Source organism: Tardiphaga sp. 20_F10_N6_6 (assembly GCF_052076045.1).
Taxonomy (GTDB): domain Bacteria; phylum Pseudomonadota; class Alphaproteobacteria; order Rhizobiales; family Xanthobacteraceae; genus Tardiphaga; species Tardiphaga robiniae.
Genome location: NZ_CP197239.1, coordinates 3,228,967 through 3,248,801 on the forward strand (window position 1 = coordinate 3,228,967; position 19,835 = coordinate 3,248,801).

General features: G+C 62.0%; 17 protein-coding genes. 13 read left to right on the plus strand and 4 right to left on the minus strand.

Annotation, left to right across the window (positions count from 1 at the left end; all coding sequences use genetic code 11):
* The first annotated feature begins 179 nt into the window (after positions 1–179).
* From AB7813_RS15605 to AB7813_RS15625, 5 genes are all read left to right on the plus strand, one after another.
* The gene (locus tag AB7813_RS15605; protein WP_439084038.1) at positions 180–1,211 is read left to right on the plus strand and encodes an amidohydrolase family protein; all 1,032 of its coding nucleotides are present in this window, start codon (positions 180–182) and stop codon (positions 1,209–1,211) included.
* Positions 1,208–2,113 carry a VOC family protein gene (locus AB7813_RS15610; protein WP_439065010.1) on the plus strand — a complete coding sequence of 302 codons (906 nt, stop codon included), beginning with the start codon at positions 1,208–1,210 and terminating at the stop codon, positions 2,111–2,113. The genes AB7813_RS15605 and AB7813_RS15610 overlap by 4 nt, the downstream gene beginning before the upstream one ends.
* The gene (gene mhpA / locus AB7813_RS15615; protein ID WP_439065011.1) at positions 2,110–3,678 is read left to right on the plus strand and encodes a bifunctional 3-(3-hydroxy-phenyl)propionate/3-hydroxycinnamic acid hydroxylase MhpA; all 1,569 of its coding nucleotides are present in this window, start codon (positions 2,110–2,112) and stop codon (positions 3,676–3,678) included. The genes AB7813_RS15610 and mhpA overlap by 4 nt, the downstream gene beginning before the upstream one ends.
* A 73-nt stretch (positions 3,679–3,751) precedes the next feature.
* Positions 3,752–4,600 carry a fumarylacetoacetate hydrolase family protein gene (locus tag AB7813_RS15620; RefSeq protein WP_439065012.1) on the plus strand — a complete coding sequence of 283 codons (849 nt, stop codon included), beginning with the start codon at positions 3,752–3,754 and terminating at the stop codon, positions 4,598–4,600.
* 124 nt (positions 4,601–4,724) lie between these two features.
* Complete coding sequence (locus AB7813_RS15625) at positions 4,725–5,702, plus strand: Bug family tripartite tricarboxylate transporter substrate binding protein (RefSeq protein WP_439065013.1); 978 nt, start codon at positions 4,725–4,727, stop codon at positions 5,700–5,702.
* A gap of 98 nt (positions 5,703–5,800) precedes the next feature.
* Here the strand turns inward: AB7813_RS15625 and AB7813_RS15630 are convergent, their stop codons facing one another.
* Positions 5,801–6,292 carry a Dps family protein gene (locus tag AB7813_RS15630; RefSeq protein WP_089266251.1) on the minus strand — a complete coding sequence of 164 codons (492 nt, stop codon included), beginning with the start codon at positions 6,290–6,292 and terminating at the stop codon, positions 5,801–5,803.
* A 264-nt stretch (positions 6,293–6,556) separates the two neighbouring features.
* On the opposite strand from AB7813_RS15630, the gene AB7813_RS15635 reads away from it, so the two are divergent.
* Positions 6,557–7,252 (plus strand): class I SAM-dependent methyltransferase, encoded by a 696-nt coding sequence (locus AB7813_RS15635; protein ID WP_120287108.1) that lies wholly within the window; start codon positions 6,557–6,559, stop codon positions 7,250–7,252.
* A 201-nt stretch (positions 7,253–7,453) separates the two neighbouring features.
* Here AB7813_RS15635 and AB7813_RS15640 read toward each other — a convergent pair whose 3' ends face one another.
* A complete protein-coding gene (locus AB7813_RS15640; RefSeq protein WP_120287109.1) occupies positions 7,454–7,819 on the minus strand; it encodes an ArsR/SmtB family transcription factor in 366 nt (121 codons plus the stop codon).
* 115 nt (positions 7,820–7,934) lie between these two features.
* On the opposite strand from AB7813_RS15640, the gene AB7813_RS15645 reads away from it, so the two are divergent.
* From AB7813_RS15645 to AB7813_RS15660, 4 genes are all read left to right on the plus strand, one after another.
* Positions 7,935–9,107 (plus strand): MFS transporter, encoded by a 1,173-nt coding sequence (locus AB7813_RS15645; RefSeq protein ID WP_439065014.1) that lies wholly within the window; start codon positions 7,935–7,937, stop codon positions 9,105–9,107.
* A 171-nt stretch (positions 9,108–9,278) separates the two neighbouring features.
* The gene (gene carB / locus AB7813_RS15650; protein ID WP_120287111.1) at positions 9,279–12,743 is read left to right on the plus strand and encodes a carbamoyl-phosphate synthase large subunit; all 3,465 of its coding nucleotides are present in this window, start codon (positions 9,279–9,281) and stop codon (positions 12,741–12,743) included.
* A gap of 197 nt (positions 12,744–12,940) precedes the next feature.
* Positions 12,941–13,417, plus strand: a complete 477-nt coding sequence (gene greA, locus AB7813_RS15655; RefSeq protein ID WP_068728727.1) for a transcription elongation factor GreA — start codon at positions 12,941–12,943, stop codon at positions 13,415–13,417.
* Between the two features lie 201 nt (positions 13,418–13,618).
* The gene (locus AB7813_RS15660) at positions 13,619–14,023 is read left to right on the plus strand and encodes a DoxX family protein (protein ID WP_089265916.1); all 405 of its coding nucleotides are present in this window, start codon (positions 13,619–13,621) and stop codon (positions 14,021–14,023) included.
* Positions 14,024–14,093: 70 nt separating this feature from the next.
* Here AB7813_RS15660 and AB7813_RS15665 read toward each other — a convergent pair whose 3' ends face one another.
* Positions 14,094–14,573 carry an Lrp/AsnC family transcriptional regulator gene (locus AB7813_RS15665; protein ID WP_068730339.1) on the minus strand — a complete coding sequence of 160 codons (480 nt, stop codon included), beginning with the start codon at positions 14,571–14,573 and terminating at the stop codon, positions 14,094–14,096.
* A 261-nt stretch (positions 14,574–14,834) separates the two neighbouring features.
* Between AB7813_RS15665 and trxB the strand changes: the two genes are divergently transcribed.
* The gene (trxB, locus tag AB7813_RS15670) at positions 14,835–15,800 is read left to right on the plus strand and encodes a thioredoxin-disulfide reductase (protein ID WP_184511976.1); all 966 of its coding nucleotides are present in this window, start codon (positions 14,835–14,837) and stop codon (positions 15,798–15,800) included.
* A gap of 32 nt (positions 15,801–15,832) precedes the next feature.
* The gene (locus tag AB7813_RS15675; protein WP_089266250.1) at positions 15,833–16,726 is read left to right on the plus strand and encodes a LysR family transcriptional regulator; all 894 of its coding nucleotides are present in this window, start codon (positions 15,833–15,835) and stop codon (positions 16,724–16,726) included.
* A 254-nt stretch (positions 16,727–16,980) separates the two neighbouring features.
* Here AB7813_RS15675 and AB7813_RS15680 read toward each other — a convergent pair whose 3' ends face one another.
* Positions 16,981–19,416 (minus strand): heavy metal translocating P-type ATPase, encoded by a 2,436-nt coding sequence (locus AB7813_RS15680; protein WP_439089165.1) that lies wholly within the window; start codon positions 19,414–19,416, stop codon positions 16,981–16,983.
* Between AB7813_RS15680 and AB7813_RS15685 the strand changes: the two genes are divergently transcribed.
* A complete protein-coding gene (locus tag AB7813_RS15685; protein ID WP_089266249.1) occupies positions 19,415–19,690 on the plus strand; it encodes a metal-sensitive transcriptional regulator in 276 nt (91 codons plus the stop codon). The two genes, AB7813_RS15680 and AB7813_RS15685, sit on opposite strands and share 2 nt — an antisense overlap.
* The last annotated feature ends 145 nt before the right edge of the window (positions 19,691–19,835 follow it).

Sequence of the window (19,835 nt, forward strand, 5' to 3'; positions counted from 1 at the left end):
ATTTCATAAAAATCTATAAATTTTTATTGTACGAGCCGATTTCTATAGATATTAGTTCCCCAAGGTCCTGAGAGATGACTGGCGGGAGGCGCGACAATGTTTGGCAAGGCTCAGCAAGCGCCTGAGGCATCGGCAGTTTTCGCAGCTGTCCAGCCGCGCATGGCCCGATCACAGTGCCTATGAGCGCCATCTCCCCATGCAGCTGCGGGATCGATGTCCACGCACATGTCGTGCCGTCCTCCTTCCCTTCCTACCTGGGCGCGGCGGTGCCGGCCGACTGGCCGTCGATGGCGGATGCCAAACCCTGCCACAAGCATGTGATGATGGCCGGCCGCGTCTATCGCACGGTGTCGGATCGCTGCTGGGATGTCGCCAAGCGCGTCGCGGATATGGCGGAGATGGGACTCGGCGTGCAGGCCATTTCGCCGATGCCGGAGCTGCTGTCCTATTGGATGGAGCCCGCAGCGGCGAATGATCTCCTCCGCTACATCAACGACCAGATGGCCGCGATGGTCATGCATTCCGGTGGTCGCCTCGCCGCCCTCGGCGCGGTACCGCTGCAGGACATCGACCGCGCCATTGCCGAGCTGCATCGGCTGAAGCACGAACTCGGCTTTGCGGGCATCGAGATCGGCAGCAACATCAACGGCAAGCCGATCGGGTCTCCCGACTTCGACGGATTCTTCGCCGAGGTCGAGAAGCTCGACATGGCGGTGTTCGTCCACGCCTTGCGGCCTTGCGGCATGGATCGCCTTGTCGGCCCGGCACAATTGCAGCAGGTGCTGGCCTATCCGACCGATGTCGGCCTCGCTGCCGCATCCGTCATCACCTCAAACCTCTTGCTGCGCCACCCGCGCCTGCGCATGGCGTTCAGCCACGGCGGCGGCACGCTCGCGTCGCTGCTGCCGCGGCTTCAGGAGGGATATCAGGTCTTCCCGGTATTGCAGGAGAGCATCCAGGAATCGCCGATCTTGCAGGCACGCCGGCTCTATTACGACGCGCTGGTCTATGACGACCCGACGCTGCTGCATCTGATCGCCAAGTTCGGCGCGACGCAGATCATGCTCGGCACAGACTACCCGTTCGCATTTCACGATCGCACGCCGGCAACGCGCGCCGCATCAGCGATCGGCGACGAGGCGACGCGCAATCTCGTCCTTCATGCCAATGCAAGACGTTTCCTCGACCTTGACGAGCAGGCTTCGCAATGACCCATTTCCCGATCTCCGCCCTGCGCAGCGTCGATCTCGACACGCCAGATTTGCAGCGATCCGAACAGTTCTACACATCTGTGTGGGGACTCGACCTCGTGACACGCCACGGAGGCGTCACTTACTTGCGGGCCAGCGGCAGCGACCACCATGTCGTCGCCTTGCGGCAGGGCGATCGCCCTGCGCTGAGGGCCATCACGTTCCGGCTGCATTCGGATGCGGAATTCGAAACGATCGCCGCAGCATCCGTGAAACACGGGGCCACGCTGCTCTCAGGCCCGGCTCCGAATCCGGGGCCCGATGGCGGAACGATCATGAGCATTCGCGCGCCCGGTGGCGGCGCGCTTCGCTTCGTTCATGGCGACCTGCAACATGCCGAAGCTCCGTCATCGGCCAACCGGCCGACGCGTCTCGCGCATGTCAACATCAACAGCACAGGTGTCGATGATCTCGCCGCGTTCTACGAACAGGCGCTCGGCTTTCGTCTCACCGACCGCTCGAAGATCATGGCCTTCGTTCGCTGCAACAGCGACCACCACGCCATCGTCATCGCCGACGCTGCCGTGAACGGGCTCAATCACGTCGCCTTCCTGATGCCGGATCTCGAAGCCGTGATGCGCGGCTCGGGCCGCATGATCGACGCCGGATTTCCCATTGCCTGGGGCGTCGGCCGTCACGGCCCCGGCGACAATGTGTTTGCCTATTTCATCGATCCGGTCGGGATCGTCATCGAATACACCGCCGAAGTTTTGCAGGTCGATGACAGCTATGTCGTGCGCGGCCCGGCGGAATGGGTCTGGCCACCCGGCCGCACCGATCACTGGGGCATCGCCCCACCCAAGGCCGATCACGTCAAGGCGGCACAGACCGCCGTTGGCTACGCCGACGGGAGTACCGCGTGACGCTTTCATCCGAGCAGACACGAAATGATTTTCAGGTCGTCGTGGTCGGCCATGGGCCGTCAGGCGCCATCGCGGCCAGTCTTCTTGGCGACCGTGGCATCCGCACACTGGCCATCGACCGTCAGCTAGAGGTCTATGACAAGCCGCGTGCGATCGCGATCGATCACGAGATCCTGCGCCTGCTCGACAATATCGGCGCTGCCGAGCGCGTGCTGCCTTATGTTGCTCCATTCCCCGCCTCCCAGCATTTCGGCGCCAAAGGGCAGCTGATCCGCCGGATCGACATGGTCGCGGAGCCCTATCCGCTCGGCTACACGCCCAGCATGGTGTTCACGCAGCCGCCGGTCGAAGCTGCCTTGCGCGAACATGCCGCGGCCTATGATAGCGTCGAAGTCGAGCTGGGCACCGAACTGCTCGGCTTCGAGCAATCGACCGACCGTGTGACGCTGCATTTGCGGAACGACCGCGGCGCGACGCGCGACGTTACCGCCGACTACGTCATCGCTTGCGACGGCGCATCGAGCGGCACCCGGCAACAGCTTGGCATCGCATTCGAAGATCTCGTCTTCGATGAGCCCTGGCTTGTCGTCGATCTTCAGGTCAACGACGCCTCCCTCAGCAAGCTGCCGCAGACCGCGGCGCAATTCTGCGATCCGTCGCGGCCCACGACCTTCATCATCGGCCCCGGCAATCATCGTCGCTTCGAAATCATGCTGCTGCCCGGCGAAGATCTGCGCGAGATGGAAACGGCCGCGCAAGTCTGGCGACTGCTTGCGCGCTGGATCACGCCTGATGATGCCACGCTGTGGCGTGCTGCGAGCTACCGGTTTCATGCGCTCGTCGCGAAGGAATGGCGACGCGGCCGCATCTTCCTCGCCGGCGATGCCGCACATCAGCAGCCGCCCTTCATCGGCCAGGGCATGTGCCAGGGTATCCGCGATGTCGGCAATCTGGTCTGGAAGCTCGACCGCGTACTCCGCGGACAATCCAATGCAAAATTGCTCGACAGCTACGGCGAGGAGCGCGGCGAGCATGTGCGCCAGCTCACTTCCCGCATCAAGGCCATCGGTCATGTGATCTGCGAACGCGATCCCGACGCCGCAGCAGCACGCGACGAGCGCATTCTTGCGGAGGGTGGCGGCCACCCCCGCACCATCACCCGTCAGGAAATCGTGCCGCCCTTGCAGACGGGACTACTGGCATTTCCCCTCCACCCGGCACACGGCACGTTGTTTCCACAGCCCTGGATCAGGACTGCAGAAGGACGGCGCCGTCTCGATAGCGTCGCCGGCACTGGATGGCGGCTTGTGCTCGATATGCGCAACGAACTGGAGCTCAGTCCCGATCTGCGAGCGATCCTGACTCGGCTGGACATCAGGCCAATTCGCATCGGCCCCTCCGCCGATGACGTACTTACTGAAGAAGATGGCGTTCTCGCTGCCTGGTTCGATCGCCACGGCTGTCATGCCGCCGTCGTCAGACCCGACCATTACGTCTTCGGCGTCGCCAGCGAGACCAGCGCACTCGACGCGCTGCTCACCGATCTTGCTGAGCGGCTCCGATGATCACGCCGGCCGCACAGCGTCGCCACACCACCATTCCCCACGGACACGCAGCTTCCACAGCGAGGACATCACGATGAAATTGGCAAGTTTTCAGATCGGCACCAGCAAGACCTGGGGTGTGATCGAGGGCGACGAGGCACTCGACATCGGCGCGGTTCTTGGAGCGCGCTATCCCGATCTCAAATCCGTCATTGCAGCCGACGCGCTGTCCGTGGTGCGTGATGCAGCGGACAAGGCCAAACGTATCCCGACGGCTGATATTACCTGGTTGCCGGTGATTCCGAATCCGGACAAGATTCTCTGCATCGGCCTGAACTACGAGATGCACCGCAAGGAAACCGGACGCGCCGAGGTCGACAATCCCACGGTGTTTGGCCGCTTCGCCAACAGTCAGGCCGGTCATCTCACCAATATCATCCGGCCGAAGGTCTCGACCCACCTCGACTTCGAAGGCGAACTCGCCATCATTATCGGCAAGCCCGGCCGCCACATCACGCAGGCCGATGCGTGGAGCCATATCGCCGGTTACGCCTGCTACAATGAAGGCAGCGTGCGCGATTTCCAGCGTCACACCCATCAGTTCACGCCCGGCAAGAATTTTCCGGAGACCGGCGGCTTCGGCCCCTGGATGATGACGCCGGACGAACTCGGCGACGTGGCGCCGCTGCGGCTGCAGACCCGCGTCAATGGCCAGGTCGTGCAGGACGCCACCATCGATCAAATGATCTTCGATATCCCGCGTCAGATCGAATACTGCTCGTCCTTCACCCGTCTTGAGCCGGGCGACGTGATCGCCACCGGCACGCCGGGCGGCGTCGGCGCCAAGCGCACGCCTCCGCTCTGGCTGAAGCCGGGCGATATCGTCGAAGTCGAGATCGATCGGCTAGGTGTGCTGCGCAACGGCGTGGCCGACGAAGCCTGATGCAAGCGGCAGCCCGCACCGCCAGCGCCGCGGGCTGCTTCGCACGACAAAGACCCGCTCGTTCAAAAAGCACGCCTCAACAAGCGATCAGAAATCGCAGGCCAACCATTTCAGGAGGAAGTTCATGCTCACATTGTCCCGTCGTATCTTGTTGACCGGTGGCATTCTTTGCCTCTCGCTGCCCGCCCACGCGCAATCATGGCCGCAAAAGCCGGTGACGATCGTGGTGCCGCAGGCGGCGGGCAACAGCCCGGATGTGCTGTGCCGCATCGTCGCCGAAAAACTCTCCCGCGCGCTCGGACAGCAGTTCATCGTTGAGAACCGCCCGGGCGCCGCGAACCTCGTCGGCGCACAGACGGTCGCGCGCGCCGCCCCCGACGGCTACACCTTCCTGTTCGCGACGTCGGCGGCGCTGGTCACCAATCCCTATACGTTCAAGAAACTGCCCTACGACCCCGTGAAGGATTTCGTGCCGGTGGCGATGGTGGCGCGGAGCAACCACGTCCTGCTCGTCAATCCCGAAGTAAAAGCCAAAACGCTGGCGGAATTGATCGCGCTTGAAAAATCCGCTCCCGGCTCCCTGAGCATGGCGGTCGACGGCGCGCGCAACATTTCCGGCCTGATCGCACAAACCATCAACAAGCAGGCGGGCACCAGTTTCGTCCTGGTCCCCTACAACACCATCACCAACGCGATCCAGGACAGCCTGACCGGACGCACCCAGGTGACGATCCAGTCGGCATCGGTCGCCGAATCCTTCATCAAGGCTGGCACGTTGCGCGCGCTCGCCATCGCCGGCAACAAGCGCGTCGATTCATTGCCGGATGTGCCCGCAATTGCCGAGACGCTGAAGGGCGCGGATCTGCAAGGCTGGTTCATGATGATGGCCCCGACCGGGACACCTGCCGAGATCGTCGACAAACTCAGTGCCGAGATTGCGCAGGCACTGAAATCGCCGGACGTGCTGGAGCGCGCGCCTGTACTCGGCTTCGACGTCGCCTCCGGTGACGTGGTGACGCCTGCGGGCGCAAAGCGCTTTTTCGACGCCGAGCTTGTCGCCACGGGCAAGACGATTCAGGAACTCGGCATTCAGCCTGAATAACCGCGGCCCAGCGCTTGGTGCTGAACAACGGCAACATCTCCACATGAAAACGCCCGCTGTGAAGCGGGCGCTTTGACATATTCAATCGGGAACGAAGCTTACGCCTCGTTGCCGCCTTCCTGCTGCGACGCCTCGAACAGGAACCAGGTGCGGCGCTCGGTGTCGTCGATGTAGTTTTCAAGCAGGCTGGCGCTGGCGATGTCCTTGGCGTCGTCGCAGACCTCGTGGGCCTTGCGCATCGCCGCTGCCATCTTCTTGTTGTCGTTCATCAGCTCGCGCAGCATCTCCACCGGCGGCACATAGGCCTCGTCATTGTCCTTGATGGTCTGCAGCTTGGCGACTTCGCCGATCGAGCGCAGCGTGCGACCGCCGATCTTGCGCACGCGTTCCGCCAACGGGTCTGTCGTCGCAAAAATCTGGTCGGACTGCTCGTCGAGCATCAGGTGATAGTCGCGGAAATGGCGCCCGCTGAGATGCCAGTGAAAATTCTTGGTCTTCAGGTAAAGCGCGAAAGCGTCGGCGAGCAACCCGTTCAGCGCCTTGGCCACCTTCTCCACGGCGTCGGCTGAGAGGTCAGTCGGGGTATTCATTTCGGCAGCGATTTTCGATGTCTTGGTGCTCACGTTACTTACCTTCCCGTGTTGGATGATTTGATGGCTGGAGGGTTGTCGTCAGGGCGGAAGATTTCAGGAAAAATCGGAGTGGTCTTGACGGAAAGCACTGCAAATTTCCGAAAACTGCGGTTCTTGAAGGAAAGGCGGTTTCCCACGCGCCTGAAAACGCTCTAGACCGTTTCAACGCATCACAAATATAGGGGTTCCCGACACGGGAACAACAATCGGGCCGGGCAGACGATGGAAGATTGGATCGATTATTACGATTCCACGCATACGATTTATGCGAGCAAGCTGCATCGTGACGTGCATTTCGAGGTCATCGCCCGCGATATCATTGGCTATATCGCCTCTCAGGATGCCGTCGTGCTCGACTATGCCTGCGGTGAAGCACTCTCGGCCGCCAAAGTGGCCAATGCCTGCAGCAAGCTGATCCTGGCAGAGCCCGCGCCTGGCGTTCGCGGCCGACTGGTCGCCCGCTTCGCGCCCAACACCAAAATCCGGGTCCGTTCGCTGGAAGAGTTGCGCAACATGACGGCGCAGTCGATCGACCTGGCTGTCATGAATTCGGTGGCTCAGTACATGACAGGCCCCGAACTCGACGATGCCTTTGCAATCATCAAGCGGCTGCTGGCGCCTGGCGGCAAGTTGGTGGTCGGCGACATCCTGCAGCCCGATGTCGGCATGGCGACCGATGTCATGGCGCTGCTGAAGCTCGCCCGGGAACACGGCTTTCTGTGGGATGCATTCGTCGGACTCGTGCGCACGGCCCTCTCTGACTACCGACAGCTGCGCACCAAGGTTGGCCTGCAGCGCTACAGCGAGGCGGAGATGCTGGCCAAGCTGACCGCGGCCGGTTTCCGGGCGTCGCGGGCGCCGATCAATATCGGCCACAATTCCTCGCGCATGACCTTCGTCGCCCATCACGCATTCTGAGGCATCGGCTCGGGCAAACGGACGATTAAGGTTAACAGACGGTTTACAAAACTTGAGGTGGATCGCCACCCCGTGATCGGTAACATGTGCTCGGCCCGGTGGCGGAAATGTCTACGCGGGGGCGATGCATCGCTCTTTATCCTGGTTCAAGTCCAGGCTGGGCCTCCAACCTTTCAGACATTTACCAGTGGGTCGGCGCTGTCAGGTTTCGGTGAATTCCAGCACCGGAAGCTGCAGGCGCTCGGCATCGCGCTCGGCCGATGCGAGCACCGCATCCAGCAAACCCGGAAATCTGCTCTCGAGATCTTCGCGGCGCAGTTTCATCAAACGCGCCGTCCCCACCGCGCGCGTTTCCATCAGGCCGGCCTCGCGCAGTTTCGCAAAATGATAGGCGAGATTGGATTTGCCGCTGAGGCCGTAAAAATCGCCACAGCGCAATTCACCGACCTCTTTCTCGCGTTTGGCCAGATTATAGACGATCGCCAGCCGGATCGGATCGCTCAGGCAATCCATCACGCCAGGCAATTCGATCTGTTCGCGCGTGGGATGCGGGAGAATGCGGCTCATGACTCCTCAATACTGAATCCAACCGGCCGCCGCAATGTTCAATATTTCTTGAACCATTTGACATTTTGCACCGCCGCATCAATAGTTCAACAGACCTTGAACTAAGGATGTAGTGATGAGCGTGTTCTGGCTGGCCCTGGCGGCATTTGCGATTGGGACCGAAGCATTTGTGATTGCTGGCCTTCTTCCAATCATGGCAGCGGACCTGAATGTCACGTTGGCGGCTACGGGACAATTGGTCACCGTTTACGCCATCACCTATGCCATCGGCTCGCCGATCCTGGCTGTGCTGTTCAGCAATTTTGACCGCCGCACCGTCGTTTCGTTGGCGCTGGTCTGCTTCATCCTCGGAAATCTTTTAGCGGCCGTTGCGACCACATTCGGCACTCTCCTGCTATCGCGCATGCTGATGGCTGTGGGCGCGGGACTGTGCATGCCGACCGCCATGGCCGTCGCAATCGCGATCGCTGCACCGGAACGCCGTGGCCGCGCCGCGTCGCTGGTGATCTCCGGCCTGACGGTGGCGACGGTTCTGGGCGTGCCGCTCGGAACCTGGGTCGGCAGTCATTTTGGCTGGCGGTCGACATTCGTGATGGTCGCAGCGCTCGGCGCCGTCGCATTGGCCGGGCTGCTGCTGGGACTGCCCCGCGGTTTGCCACGCACTGCTGCCACACTCGGTCAGAGGCTTGCCGTCGCGCGCCATCCCGAAGTGCTGAAAACCCTTGCCGTAACCTGCATGTGGGGCCTCGGGGGCTTTACCTCATTCACCTATCTGGCTGTGCCGCTGCATCGGCTCGGCTTTGACGCCAACGGAATCAGCCTGGCGCTGCTGGTCTTTGGCGTCGCCGCGGCCATCGGAAACACCCTGGGCGGCGCGATGTCCGACCGTATCGGACCGCTCCGGACCTCAACGCTGGGCCTGATCGGCATGATGCTGTCACTGACGCTGCAATCGGCGGCCCTGACATTCGCACCGCCCGCCACTGCGGGTGTGCTGTTTCTGGTCTTCATTTTTTCCCAGGGCATTGCCGGCTGGATGTTCTATCCCGGACAGGTCGCACATCTCGTGCGCATCACGCCGGAAGCCTCGGTCATCGCGCTCTCGCTGAACGCCTCGGCCATGTATATCGGCTTTGCCGGCGGCAGCGCGTTGGGCGGCGTGGTGCTGTCGACATTGAGCTCCAACCACCTCGGCTGGATCGGCGGCTGCGCCGAGGCGGCAGCCCTCGTGCTCGTCCTCGCCGGACACCTTCTGAAGCGCCCGAAACCGGCCCAAATTGCCGGTTGATGGCACCTTCAAAAGCCTTCCCCGCCCCGTTATAGTGGTCTAAAGACAGCCGCGCGCGAGGATCGGCCTATGGCTCCCTGAGGGGTCAATGGCTGGTTTGGCGCCCGGGCCCGAGGGACGCGCGTATGCGCGCCCTTTTTTTGTGCCGATTTGTCACCACCGCGAGTTTAAATGCCAAAACGCACCGACATATCCACCATCCTGATCATCGGCGCCGGTCCTATCGTGATCGGCCAGGCCTGCGAGTTCGACTATTCGGGCACGCAAGCCGTCAAGACGCTCAAGGAAGAGGGCTACCGGATCGTTCTGGTCAATTCCAATCCGGCCACGATCATGACGGACCCGGAACTGGCGGACGCGACCTATATCGAGCCGATCACACCCGAGATCGTCGCCAAGATCATCGAAAAGGAGCGCGGCGACCGCTCCAAGGGTTTTGCGCTGCTGCCGACCATGGGCGGCCAGACCGCGCTGAACTGCGCGCTGTCGCTGCGCCAGCAGGGCACGCTGGAGAAGTTCGACGTCGAGATGATCGGCGCGACCGCCGAAGCGATCGACAAGGCCGAAGACCGCCAGCTGTTCCGCGAGGCGATGACGAAAATCGGGCTGGAGACGCCGAAGTCGCGGCTCGCCAACGCATCCGCGCTGAAGAAACAGTATCGCGAGCAGCACCAGGCCGAAAAGGCCAAGCTAACGGGCGACGCGCTGGCCGAACACGAACGCCAGTGGGTGCTCCATGAAGGTGACCGCCGCAAGCGTTATCAGGAGCACGCGCTTGGCCAGGCGCTGATGGCGCTGTCTGAAATTGGTTTGCCCGCGATCATCCGCCCGTCCTTCACCATGGGCGGCACCGGCGGCGGCATTGCCTATAACCGCGAAGAATTCCTCGACATCATCGAGCGCGGCCTCGACGCGTCTCCGACCAACGAAGTGCTGATCGAAGAGTCAGTGCTCGGCTGGAAAGAGTACGAGATGGAAGTCGTCCGCGACAAGAAGGACAACTGCATCATCATCTGCTCGATCGAGAATCTCGATCCGATGGGCGTGCATACCGGCGACTCCATCACCGTCGCGCCGGCGCTGACGTTGACCGATAAAGAATATCAGATCATGCGCGACGCCTCGCTGGCGGTGCTGCGCGAGATCGGCGTCGAGACCGGCGGCTCCAACGTGCAGTTCGGCGTCAATCCCGCCGACGGCCGCATGGTCGTGATCGAAATGAATCCGCGCGTGTCGCGCTCGTCGGCGCTGGCGTCGAAGGCCACCGGCTTCCCGATCGCCAAGGTCGCGGCAAAGCTTGCCGTTGGTTACACGCTGGATGAAATCGCCAACGACATCACTGGCGGCGCAACCCCTGCGTCGTTCGAACCGACCATCGACTATGTCGTCACCAAGATTCCCCGCTTTGCCTTCGAGAAATTCCCGGGCGCATCGCGCACGCTGACCACGTCGATGAAGTCGGTCGGCGAAGTGATGGCCATCGGCCGCACATTCCAGGAAAGCTTGCAGAAGGCACTGCGCGGACTTGAAACCGGCCTGACCGGTCTCGACGAAATCGAGATCGAGGATCTCGGCCGCGGCGACGACAAGAACGCCATCCGCGCTGCTCTGGGCACACCGACGCCAGACCGTCTGTTGCAGGTTGGCCAGGCCATGCGTCTGGGCTGGACCGACGAGGAGATCTTCAACTCCTGCAAGATCGATCCGTGGTTCCTCGCCGAGATGCGCGGCATCGTCGAAATGGAAGCCAAGGTGAAGGCCAATGGCCTGCCCGCCAACGCCTTCGGCATGCGGACGCTGAAGGCCATGGGCTTCTCCGACGCGCGCCTCGCCGTGCTCGCCGGCAAGACCGAGGCCGACGTCAAGGCACTGCGCCGCTCGCTCGATGTGCGCCCGGTGTTCAAGCGCATCGACACCTGCGCCGCCGAATTCGCCTCGCCGACCGCTTACATGTATTCGACCTATGAGTCGTCCTTCGCCGGTAGCTTCGCCGACGAGAGTCAGCCGTCGGACAAGAACAAGGTCATCATTCTTGGCGGCGGCCCGAACCGTATCGGCCAGGGCATCGAGTTCGACTATTGCTGCTGTCACGCCTGCTTCGCGCTGGCCGACGCCGGCTACGAAACCATCATGGTCAACTGCAATCCGGAGACCGTGTCGACCGACTACGACACGGCGGATCGCCTGTATTTCGAACCGCTGACTGCCGAAGATGTGCTCGAGATCATCGACACCGAACGTCAGAACGGCACGCTGCATGGCGTGATCGTGCAGTTCGGCGGCCAGACCCCGCTGAAGCTCGCGCGCGCGCTGGAAGCCGCCGACGTGCCGATCCTCGGTACCTCGCCGGATGCCATCGATCTTGCCGAAGATCGCGATCGCTTCAAGCGCATCCTCGACAAGCTCAAGCTCAAGCAGCCGAAGAACGGCATCGCCTATTCGGTCGAACAGGCCCGCCTCGTCGCAGCCGATCTCGGCCTGCCGCTGGTGGTGCGTCCGTCCTATGTGCTCGGCGGCCGCGCGATGCAGATCATCCGCGAGGAAAGCCAGCTCGGCGATTACCTGCTCGGCACGCTGCCGGAGCTGGTGCCCGGCGACGTCAAGGCGCGCTATCCGAACGACAAGACCGGCCAGATCAATACGGTGCTCGGCACCAATCCGCTGCTGTTCGATCGCTACCTGTCGGATGCCATCGAAGTCGACGTCGACTGCCTGTGCGATGGCAAGGATACCTTCATCGTCGGCATCATGGAGCATATCGAAGAAGCTGGCATTCACTCCGGCGACTCGGCCTGCTCGCTGCCGCCGCATTCGCTCGACGACGACATGATCGCCGAACTCGAACGCCAGACCCGCGACATGGCGCTCGGCCTCGACGTGGTCGGACTGATGAACGTGCAGTTCGCGGTCAAGGATCGCGACATCTACGTGCTCGAAGTCAATCCGCGCGCGTCGCGCACCGTGCCTTTCGTTGCCAAGGTGATGGGCATGCCGGTGGCCAAGATCGCCGCGCGTATCATGGCCGGCGAGAAGCTCGCCGACTTCAGTCTGAAGAAGCGCAAGCTCGACCATGTCGGCGTCAAGGAATCGGTCTTCCCGTTCGCGCGCTTCCCCGGCGTCGATACGGTGCTCGGCCCGGAGATGCGCTCCACCGGCGAAGTGATGGGCATCGACCGCTCGTTCGAAATCGCCTTCGCCAAGAGCCAGCTCGGTGGCGGCACCCGCGTGCCGCGGAGTGGCACCGTGTTCGTGTCCGTGCGCGAAAGCGACAAGACGCGCATTCTCGATGCCGTGAAGCTGCTCTCGTCGAACGGCTTCAAGGTGCTCGCGACGTCAGGGACCCAGCGCTTCCTGGTCGACAACGGCGTCCCCGCCGAGAAGATCAACAAGGTGCTGGAAGGCCGGCCGCACATCGTCGATGCCATCACCAATGGCGAGATTCAGCTGGTTCTGAACACCACCGACGGGCCGCAGGCCCTGGCGGACAGCCGCTCGCTGCGGCGGGCTGCCCTCTTGCATAAAGTACCGTATTACACCACTCTTTCGGGTGCCGTGGCGGCTGCACAGGGCGTCCGGGCCTATCTGGGCGGGGACCTTGAGGTCCGCACATTGCAGAGTTACTTTTCCGAAGCCTGAATTCGGGCGGACTGCAGGTCCGACGAGATCAGCTAGGCAAGGCACGACCGGAACTCACCGGTCGCGTTTTTGTTTTGTTTCGGCACTCGAAGCCGGCGTCTGAACTGGCTGCAAGCGCAGCCAAGCCGACATCTTGCAGAACGAATGGTTTCATGCGCGCGCCGCCGCGTTCCGCATGACGTTAGAGGACGAAGAGAATGGTTGAGAAGGTCCCGATGACAGCAGGTGGCTACGCTGCGCTGGAGGTCGAGCTGAAGGAACGTCAGTCGGTGCACCGTCCGCGGATCATCGAGCAGATCGCCGAAGCGCGCTCCCATGGCGACCTCTCGGAAAATGCCGAGTATCACGCCGCCAAGGAAGAGCAGTCGCATAATGAAGGCCGCATCAGCGATATCGAGGACAAGCTCGCCCGCGCCGATATCATCGATATCTCGAAGCTGTCCGGCGATACCATCAAGTTCGGCGCGACCGTGACGCTGATCGATGAGGACACCGAGAAGAAGGCAGTCTGGCAGATCGTCGGCGAGCCCGAGGCTGATGCCAAGAAAGGTCGCATCTCGATTACCTCGCCACTGGCGCGTGCGCTGATCGGCAAGAGCAAAGGCGCATCGGTCGAAGTCGTCGCTCCCGGCGGGGCCAAGGCCTATGAGATCACCAAGGTCGAGTGGCGCTGATCGACAGCGCTCAACGCGAAACAAGAAAGCCGCGCATGATGCGCGGCTTTTTTATTATCCCCTGATGGCGGTATCCAGCCATCGCTACTCACGAAAACTTCTGGAATACTTCCACAGCTCACGTGTTTTCACACGAGAGTGACCAGCATTTTGCATTGCAGTAATGCTAGAAACGATGGTCATCACAGGGGGACTAATGACATGGACCAAGCCTTCGCTAAATTTCAGCCTGCTGCACTAAGCCTTTTCCGCTTCATCACCGGCCTGCTGCTGCTGCAGTATGGCATCGCCAAGATCTTCAAATTTCCGGTTCTGCCCTATTTCGCGAATATTCCGCCGTTGATCCAGGTCGCGGCAACGCTTGAACTCGTCGGCGGTGCGCTGCTGCTGCTCGGCCTGTTCACGCGCCCAGTTGCGTTCATCCTCGCCGGTGAAATGGCTTTCGCTTACTTCCTCGGCCACATGTTTAAAGGCGCGGATCCGGTTTTCCTGCCGCTGCTGAACGGCGGCACCGCTGCCATCCTGTTCTGCTTCTCCTGCCTCTATCTTGCGACGTCAGGCGGAGGCCCGATCAGCCTCGACGCGATACTGCGCAAGAAGAACTAAGCTCGACATCACGACAATAAAGAAAGGGCGCTCACCGCAAGGTGGGCGCCCTTTGCTTTAGCGCACGCTGCTAATCCGCGGCCCTCAGCTCGAGCGGCACGGCGGCTGCGTATTTCGAATTCTGCAGAACCAAGGACGTGCGGACGTTGCGGACATGCGGTGCGGCCGTGAGATGGCCGACGAAATCCTGGAAAGTTGCCATATCTGGCGCCACGCATTTCAGGATGAAGTCGATCTCGCCCGACAGCATCCAGCACTCCCGCACCAAAGGCTCCTTGCGGACGAAATCCTCGAACGCCTTGAGATCGGCATCCGCCTGGCTCGACAGGTGGACCGAGGCGAACACCGTAACGTCGAAACCGAGCAATCGGGGATCCAGCAACCCGCGATAGCCCTGGATATAGCCAGCCTCTTCCAGGGTCCGGACCCGGCGCAGGCAGGGCGGCGGCGAGATGCCGACGCGCTTGGCGAGTTCCACATTGGTGATTCGGCCGTCGGCCTGGATTTCGCTGAGAATTTTGAGGTCGATGTCGTCTAGGCTTTTCGGCACGCGGCGCGGATCCTGGCTGGTATTCAAACAAACCGTTTGAACTCTCTTAGCGCAGGAGCCGCAACTTGCGCAATTTTATTGCGCGTGCATCGCAGAAATTAAGCGTCTCCGGGGGAAAAATTGCCGGGACGAATTGCAATTCTTGCATGGCTCGCCAGATATTCTACACTAGCAGACAAGACTTTCGACGCCGCAGCGACGTGTTCGCCGGCACATTTCGCCTCAGCAATGACCAATTTCCCTTCAGAAAGGGACTCGACCATGGCCGCCCCCATCCATGCCAAAGTCGTCATCATCGGCTCAGGCCCGGCTGGCTACACTGCCGCTATCTACGCCGCACGCGCGATGCTCGAGCCCGTCCTGATCCAGGGGATTCAGCCCGGCGGCCAGCTCACCATCACCACGGATGTCGAAAACTATCCGGGCTTCGCCGACGTCGTCCAGGGGCCCTGGCTGATGGAGCAGATGGAGAAGCAGGCACATCATGTCGGCACCAAGATCGTCACCGATCTGGTCAGCGACATGGATCTTAGCCAGCGCCCGTTCCGCCTGACCTGCGACAGCGGCGACGTCTATCTGGCCGAAACCGTGATCCTGGCCACCGGCGCACAGGCGCGCTGGCTCGGCATCCCGTCGGAAGAGAAATTCCAGGGCGGCGGCGTATCCGCCTGCGCCACCTGCGACGGATTCTTCTATCGCAACAAGGAAGTGATCGTAGTCGGCGGCGGCAACACGGCCGTCGAGGAAGCTTTGTTCCTGACCAATTTCGCCTCGCAGGTCACCATCGTGCATCGCCGCGACCATTTCCGCGCCGAACGCATCCTGCAGGAGCGATTGTTCAAGCACCCGAAGATCAAGGTGGTCTGGGACTCGGCGCTCGACGAGATCTGCGGCACCGAAGGCCCGGCCAAGGTCACCCATGTGCGCCTGAAAAACGTCAAGACTGGCGCCATCACTCAGGTGCCAGCCGACGGCGTCTTCATTGCCATCGGCCACGCGCCCGCGACCGAACTCATCAAGGGCCAGATCAAGTTGAAGCCCTCGGGCTATGTCGAAGTGGCTCCGAATTCCACCGCAACCTCGATGCCCGGCGTGTTCGCCGCCGGCGACGTGGCGGACGAAACCTATCGGCAGGCGGTCACCGCCGCCGGCATGGGCTGCATGGCCGCCCTCGAAGCCGAACGCTATCTTGCCGCGCATGCTCATGACCGCGCAGCGGCCGAATGATGATCAAACGAACCCGCGACGGATTTACAGATATGGACTGGGACAAGCTGAAGGTGTTTCACGCGGCGGCGGAAGCGGGGAGCTTCACGCATGCAGGCGAGCAACTGGGCCTGTCGCAATCGGCAGTCTCACGACAGGTGAGCGCGCTTGAGCAGGAATTGGCGGTCTCGCTGTTCCACCGCCACGCCCGCGGCCTGATCCTCACCGAACAGGGCGACCTGCTGTTCCGCACCGCCCATGACGTGTTCATGCAGCTCCAGGCGGCCCGCGCAAAGCTGACCGACAGCCGCGAGCGGCCGAGCGGCGACCTCAAGGTGACCACTACCCCGGGCGTCGGCATCAATTGGCTGATCCCACGCCTTGGCGAGTTCACCGCGCTCTATCCGGAAATCCGCATTTCGCTGATCGTTACCGACGAGGAACTCGACCTGTCGATGCGCGAGGCCGATGTGGCCATCCGCACCCGCAAGCCGACCCAGCCGGACCTGATCCAGCGCAAGCTGTTCGCCATGGGGTTCCACGCCTATTGCTCGCCGGAATATATCAAGCATTTCGGCACCCCGCGCACCCTCGACGAACTCGACGGGCACCGCATCATCATGCTCAGCGACGCCCAGGTGTCCCCGCACCTGCAAAACCGCAGCTGGCTGATCGATGCCGGGCGCAACGGCTCCGGCCCGCGCGAACCCTACTTCAAGGTCAACAATATTCTGGGCCTGATGCGCGCCTGCCAGCAGGGCTTGGGCATTGCAGCATTGCCGGACTACCTAGTCGAAGAAAACGATCGTCTGGTTCAGCTCTTCAGCGAGTCGGACTCGATTCAACTCGATACTTATTTTGTCTATCCCGAAGAGTTGAAGACGGTCGCCCGTGTGCAGGTGTTCCGCGACTTCATCGTCAGCAAGGCACAGCGCTGGCCGTCCTAACCCGCAATATTTCAGGGCAGATATGCCCACGCTTCCCAGCATGTCAGACATGCCAAGTGATGCGTTGCTGCATGCCACCTTCAGGGATCATACTTCTCAGACGCTGAGATTTTGCGCTGCGCATTTGTCCCCCTCCTCCAGTGGTGCGAAGTCTCAGTAATCCCTCTTGGAAGGTGATTGTGTCGGCCTCTCGAGGCCAATACCTCAGAGCCGGACTCGTTTGAGTCCGGCTTTTTTTTTGCGCCCGCGAATTGTCAGTCCAGCTTCACTTTCGCCAGCCGGAGCGCATTGCCGATCACGCTCACCGAGGACAGCGCCATCGCGGCAGCGCCGAGCATCGGCGACAGCAGGATGCCGAAGATCGGATACAGCACACCGGCCGCAATCGGCACGCCAGCCGCGTTGTAGATGAAGGCAAAAATCAGATTCTGACGGATGTTGCTCATCACGGCCTTTGATAGTTCGCGCGCGCGCACCAGCCCCATCAGATCGCCGGTCAGCAACGTCACGCCAGCACTCTCGATCGCCACATCGGTCCCCGTGCCCATGGCGATGCCGACATCCGCAGCAGCCAGCGCAGGTGCGTCGTTGACGCCGTCGCCAACCATGGCGACCCGGCGGCCTTCGCCGCACAGACGTGTGACCACGTCACTCTTGCGCTCCGGCAACACGCCCGCCTCGACCTCGTCGATACCCAGTGTCTTTGCAACAGCTTTAGCCGTCGTCGCATTGTCGCCGGTGAGCATGACGATGCGCAGGCCGTCGGCGCGCAGCTTCTTCAAGGCGTCCTGCGCCGATGGCTTTACGGGATCGGCAATCGCCATCACGCCGGCGACGCTGCCATCGATGGCAACGAAGATGGCAGTCGCACCGTTCTGCCGCGCCAGCTCGGCGACGCCGTCGGAGCGCGTCGTATCCACTTTCAATTCGTCCATCAGCATCGCATTGCCGAGCGCAACGCGCTTGCCATTGACCACACCCGACGCGCCTTTGCCGGACGGCGAGGCGAAGTCACTGGCATCGCTCAGCACCACATTGCGTTGCTTTGCTTCATTGACGATGGCCTGCGCCAGCGGGTGTTCGCTGGAACGTTCGATACTTGCAGCAAGTTGCAGAATGTCGCTTTCGTTGAACCCTTCCGCCGGCGTGATGCTCACCAGTTTCGGCTTGCCTTCCGTCAGCGTACCGGTCTTATCGATCACAATGGTGTCGATGCTTTCCAGGCGCTCCAGCGCCTGCGCGTCACGCACCAGAATGCCGGCATGGGCGCCGCGACCGACGCCGACCATGATCGACATGGGCGTTGCCAGACCGAGCGCACAGGGGCACGCGATGATCAACACGGTGACCGCAGCAACAAGCGCAAACGAGAGCCGCGGCTCCGGGCCGAATGTCGCCCAGGCGATGAATGCAATCACCGCCGCGGCCAGCACTGCCGGCACGAACCAGCCGGCGACACGATCCGCGAGACGCTGGATCGGTGCGCGCGAGCGCTGTGCCTTCGCGACCATGTCGACGATCCGCGACAACATCGTATCGCGGCCGATCTTGTCGGCCCGCAGCACGAGACCACCGCTCTGGTTGACGGTGCCGCCGATGACGCGCGCGCCTTCGGCCTTGCTCACCGGCATGGACTCGCCGGTGACCATGGATTCATCCACCGACGAACGCCCCTCGGTAACAACGCCGTCGACGGGAATTTTCTCGCCCGGCCTCACCCGCAACAAATCGCCGATGGCAATGGCGTCGAGGGCGACGTCCTCATCACCGTCCTTGCCGATGCGCCGCGCGGTCTTCGGTGCAAGACCGAGCAGCGCGCGGATCGCACCTGACGTCTGATTGCGCGCACGCAGCTCAAGCACTTGTCCCAGCAGTACGAGCACGGTGATCACCGCAGCGGCTTCGAAATAGACCGCCACTGCACCGTGATGGTCACGGAACGTGTCGGGAAACAGACCGGGCGCGAAGGTCGCAACGACGCTGTAGATCCACGCCACACCGGTGCCCATGGCGATCAGCGTGAACATGTTGAGATTGCGCGTTACCACCGAGCGCCATCCGCGTTCGAAGAACGGTGCGCCGGCCCACAGCACCACGGGTGTCGCCAGCACGAGTGAGATCCAATTCGATGTGGTCTGCGATACCAGTTGCATCAGGCCGAGATGCGCACCCATCTCCAGCACGAACACCGGCAATGTCAGCGCCAGCGCGATCCAGAAGCGCCGGGTCATGTCGATCAGTTCAGGATCGGGCTTGTCGTCGAGCGAGACCTGCTCCGGCTCCAGCGCCATGCCGCAGATCGGACAGCTCCCGGGTCCTTCCTGACGGATCTCCGGGTGCATCGGGCAGGTATAGATGGTGCCGGCTGGCGCGGGCGGCGCGGGCTCCTTCGGCTTCAGAAAACTCTCGGGATCCGCATTGAACCGCTCGCGACAGCGCGCGCTGCAGAAGAAATACTCATGGCCCTGATAGATCAGACGGTTCTTGGCAGTCGCGGGATCGACGGTCATGCCGCAGACCGGATCGAGCACTTTGGTCGGCGCAGCCTCGGCGTGATGGTGACCATGCGAACAGCATGCGCCATGCGTGTGACCGGCATGGGCATCGTGCCCCGTATGCGTGTGAGTTGTCTCTGCCACCGTGACCTCGCCTCTTGAAACATATACCCTACGGGGGTATATGGACCTCATGCGCAGCGAGATCAAGACGTCCTGTTTAAAACGCCTCAAACGGATCGAAGGCCAGGTCCGCGGCTTGGCCGGCATGGTCGAGGCCGACCGCTATTGCATCGATGTGGTTACGCAGATCGCCGCGGCCCGCGCAGCGTTGCGGCGCGTCGAGGAAGAGATCCTGCGCGACCATGTCGCGCATTGCGTGGAGCACGCGATCTCGTCAGGCGACAAGGCCGACCAACGCCGCAAGATCGCCGAACTGATGGACGTGGTCAGTCGCGTCGATCGGTGACGCGAATGCGACGTGCGGGCGCGATGTTAGAAAACGGTTGATCAGTCGTTACAGTTTTTGCCCGGTGAGGGTGGCGCTGAAATGCGACCACACCTTTAGGTCATCAAGAGCCGGCGAATATCCGCAAAATTTACGGTTGGATAAG

Excerpts from the sequence above, each read along its gene's own strand:
- AB7813_RS15625 (WP_439065013.1), top strand. The coding sequence starts at position 4,725 with ATGCTCACATTGTCCCGTCGTATCTTGTTGACCGGTGGCATTCTTTGC.
- AB7813_RS15610 (WP_439065010.1), top strand. The coding sequence starts at position 1,208 with ATGACCCATTTCCCGATCTCCGCCCTGCGCAGCGTCGATCTCGACACG.
- AB7813_RS15675 (WP_089266250.1), top strand. The coding sequence starts at position 15,833 with ATGGACTGGGACAAGCTGAAGGTGTTTCACGCGGCGGCGGAAGCGGGG.
- greA (WP_068728727.1), top strand. The coding sequence starts at position 12,941 with ATGGTTGAGAAGGTCCCGATGACAGCAGGTGGCTACGCTGCGCTGGAG.
- AB7813_RS15620 (WP_439065012.1), top strand. The coding sequence starts at position 3,752 with ATGAAATTGGCAAGTTTTCAGATCGGCACCAGCAAGACCTGGGGTGTG.
- AB7813_RS15685 (WP_089266249.1), top strand. The coding sequence starts at position 19,415 with ATGCGCAGCGAGATCAAGACGTCCTGTTTAAAACGCCTCAAACGGATC.
- carB (WP_120287111.1), top strand. The coding sequence starts at position 9,279 with ATGCCAAAACGCACCGACATATCCACCATCCTGATCATCGGCGCCGGT.
- trxB (WP_184511976.1), top strand. The coding sequence starts at position 14,835 with ATGGCCGCCCCCATCCATGCCAAAGTCGTCATCATCGGCTCAGGCCCG.
- AB7813_RS15640 (WP_120287109.1), bottom strand. The coding sequence starts at position 7,819 with ATGAGCCGCATTCTCCCGCATCCCACGCGCGAACAGATCGAATTGCCT.
- AB7813_RS15605 (WP_439084038.1), top strand. The coding sequence starts at position 180 with ATGAGCGCCATCTCCCCATGCAGCTGCGGGATCGATGTCCACGCACAT.
- AB7813_RS15660 (WP_089265916.1), top strand. The coding sequence starts at position 13,619 with ATGGACCAAGCCTTCGCTAAATTTCAGCCTGCTGCACTAAGCCTTTTC.
- AB7813_RS15635 (WP_120287108.1), top strand. The coding sequence starts at position 6,557 with ATGGAAGATTGGATCGATTATTACGATTCCACGCATACGATTTATGCG.
- AB7813_RS15645 (WP_439065014.1), top strand. The coding sequence starts at position 7,935 with ATGAGCGTGTTCTGGCTGGCCCTGGCGGCATTTGCGATTGGGACCGAA.
- AB7813_RS15630 (WP_089266251.1), bottom strand. The coding sequence starts at position 6,292 with ATGAATACCCCGACTGACCTCTCAGCCGACGCCGTGGAGAAGGTGGCC.
- AB7813_RS15680 (WP_439089165.1), bottom strand. The coding sequence starts at position 19,416 with ATGAGGTCCATATACCCCCGTAGGGTATATGTTTCAAGAGGCGAGGTC.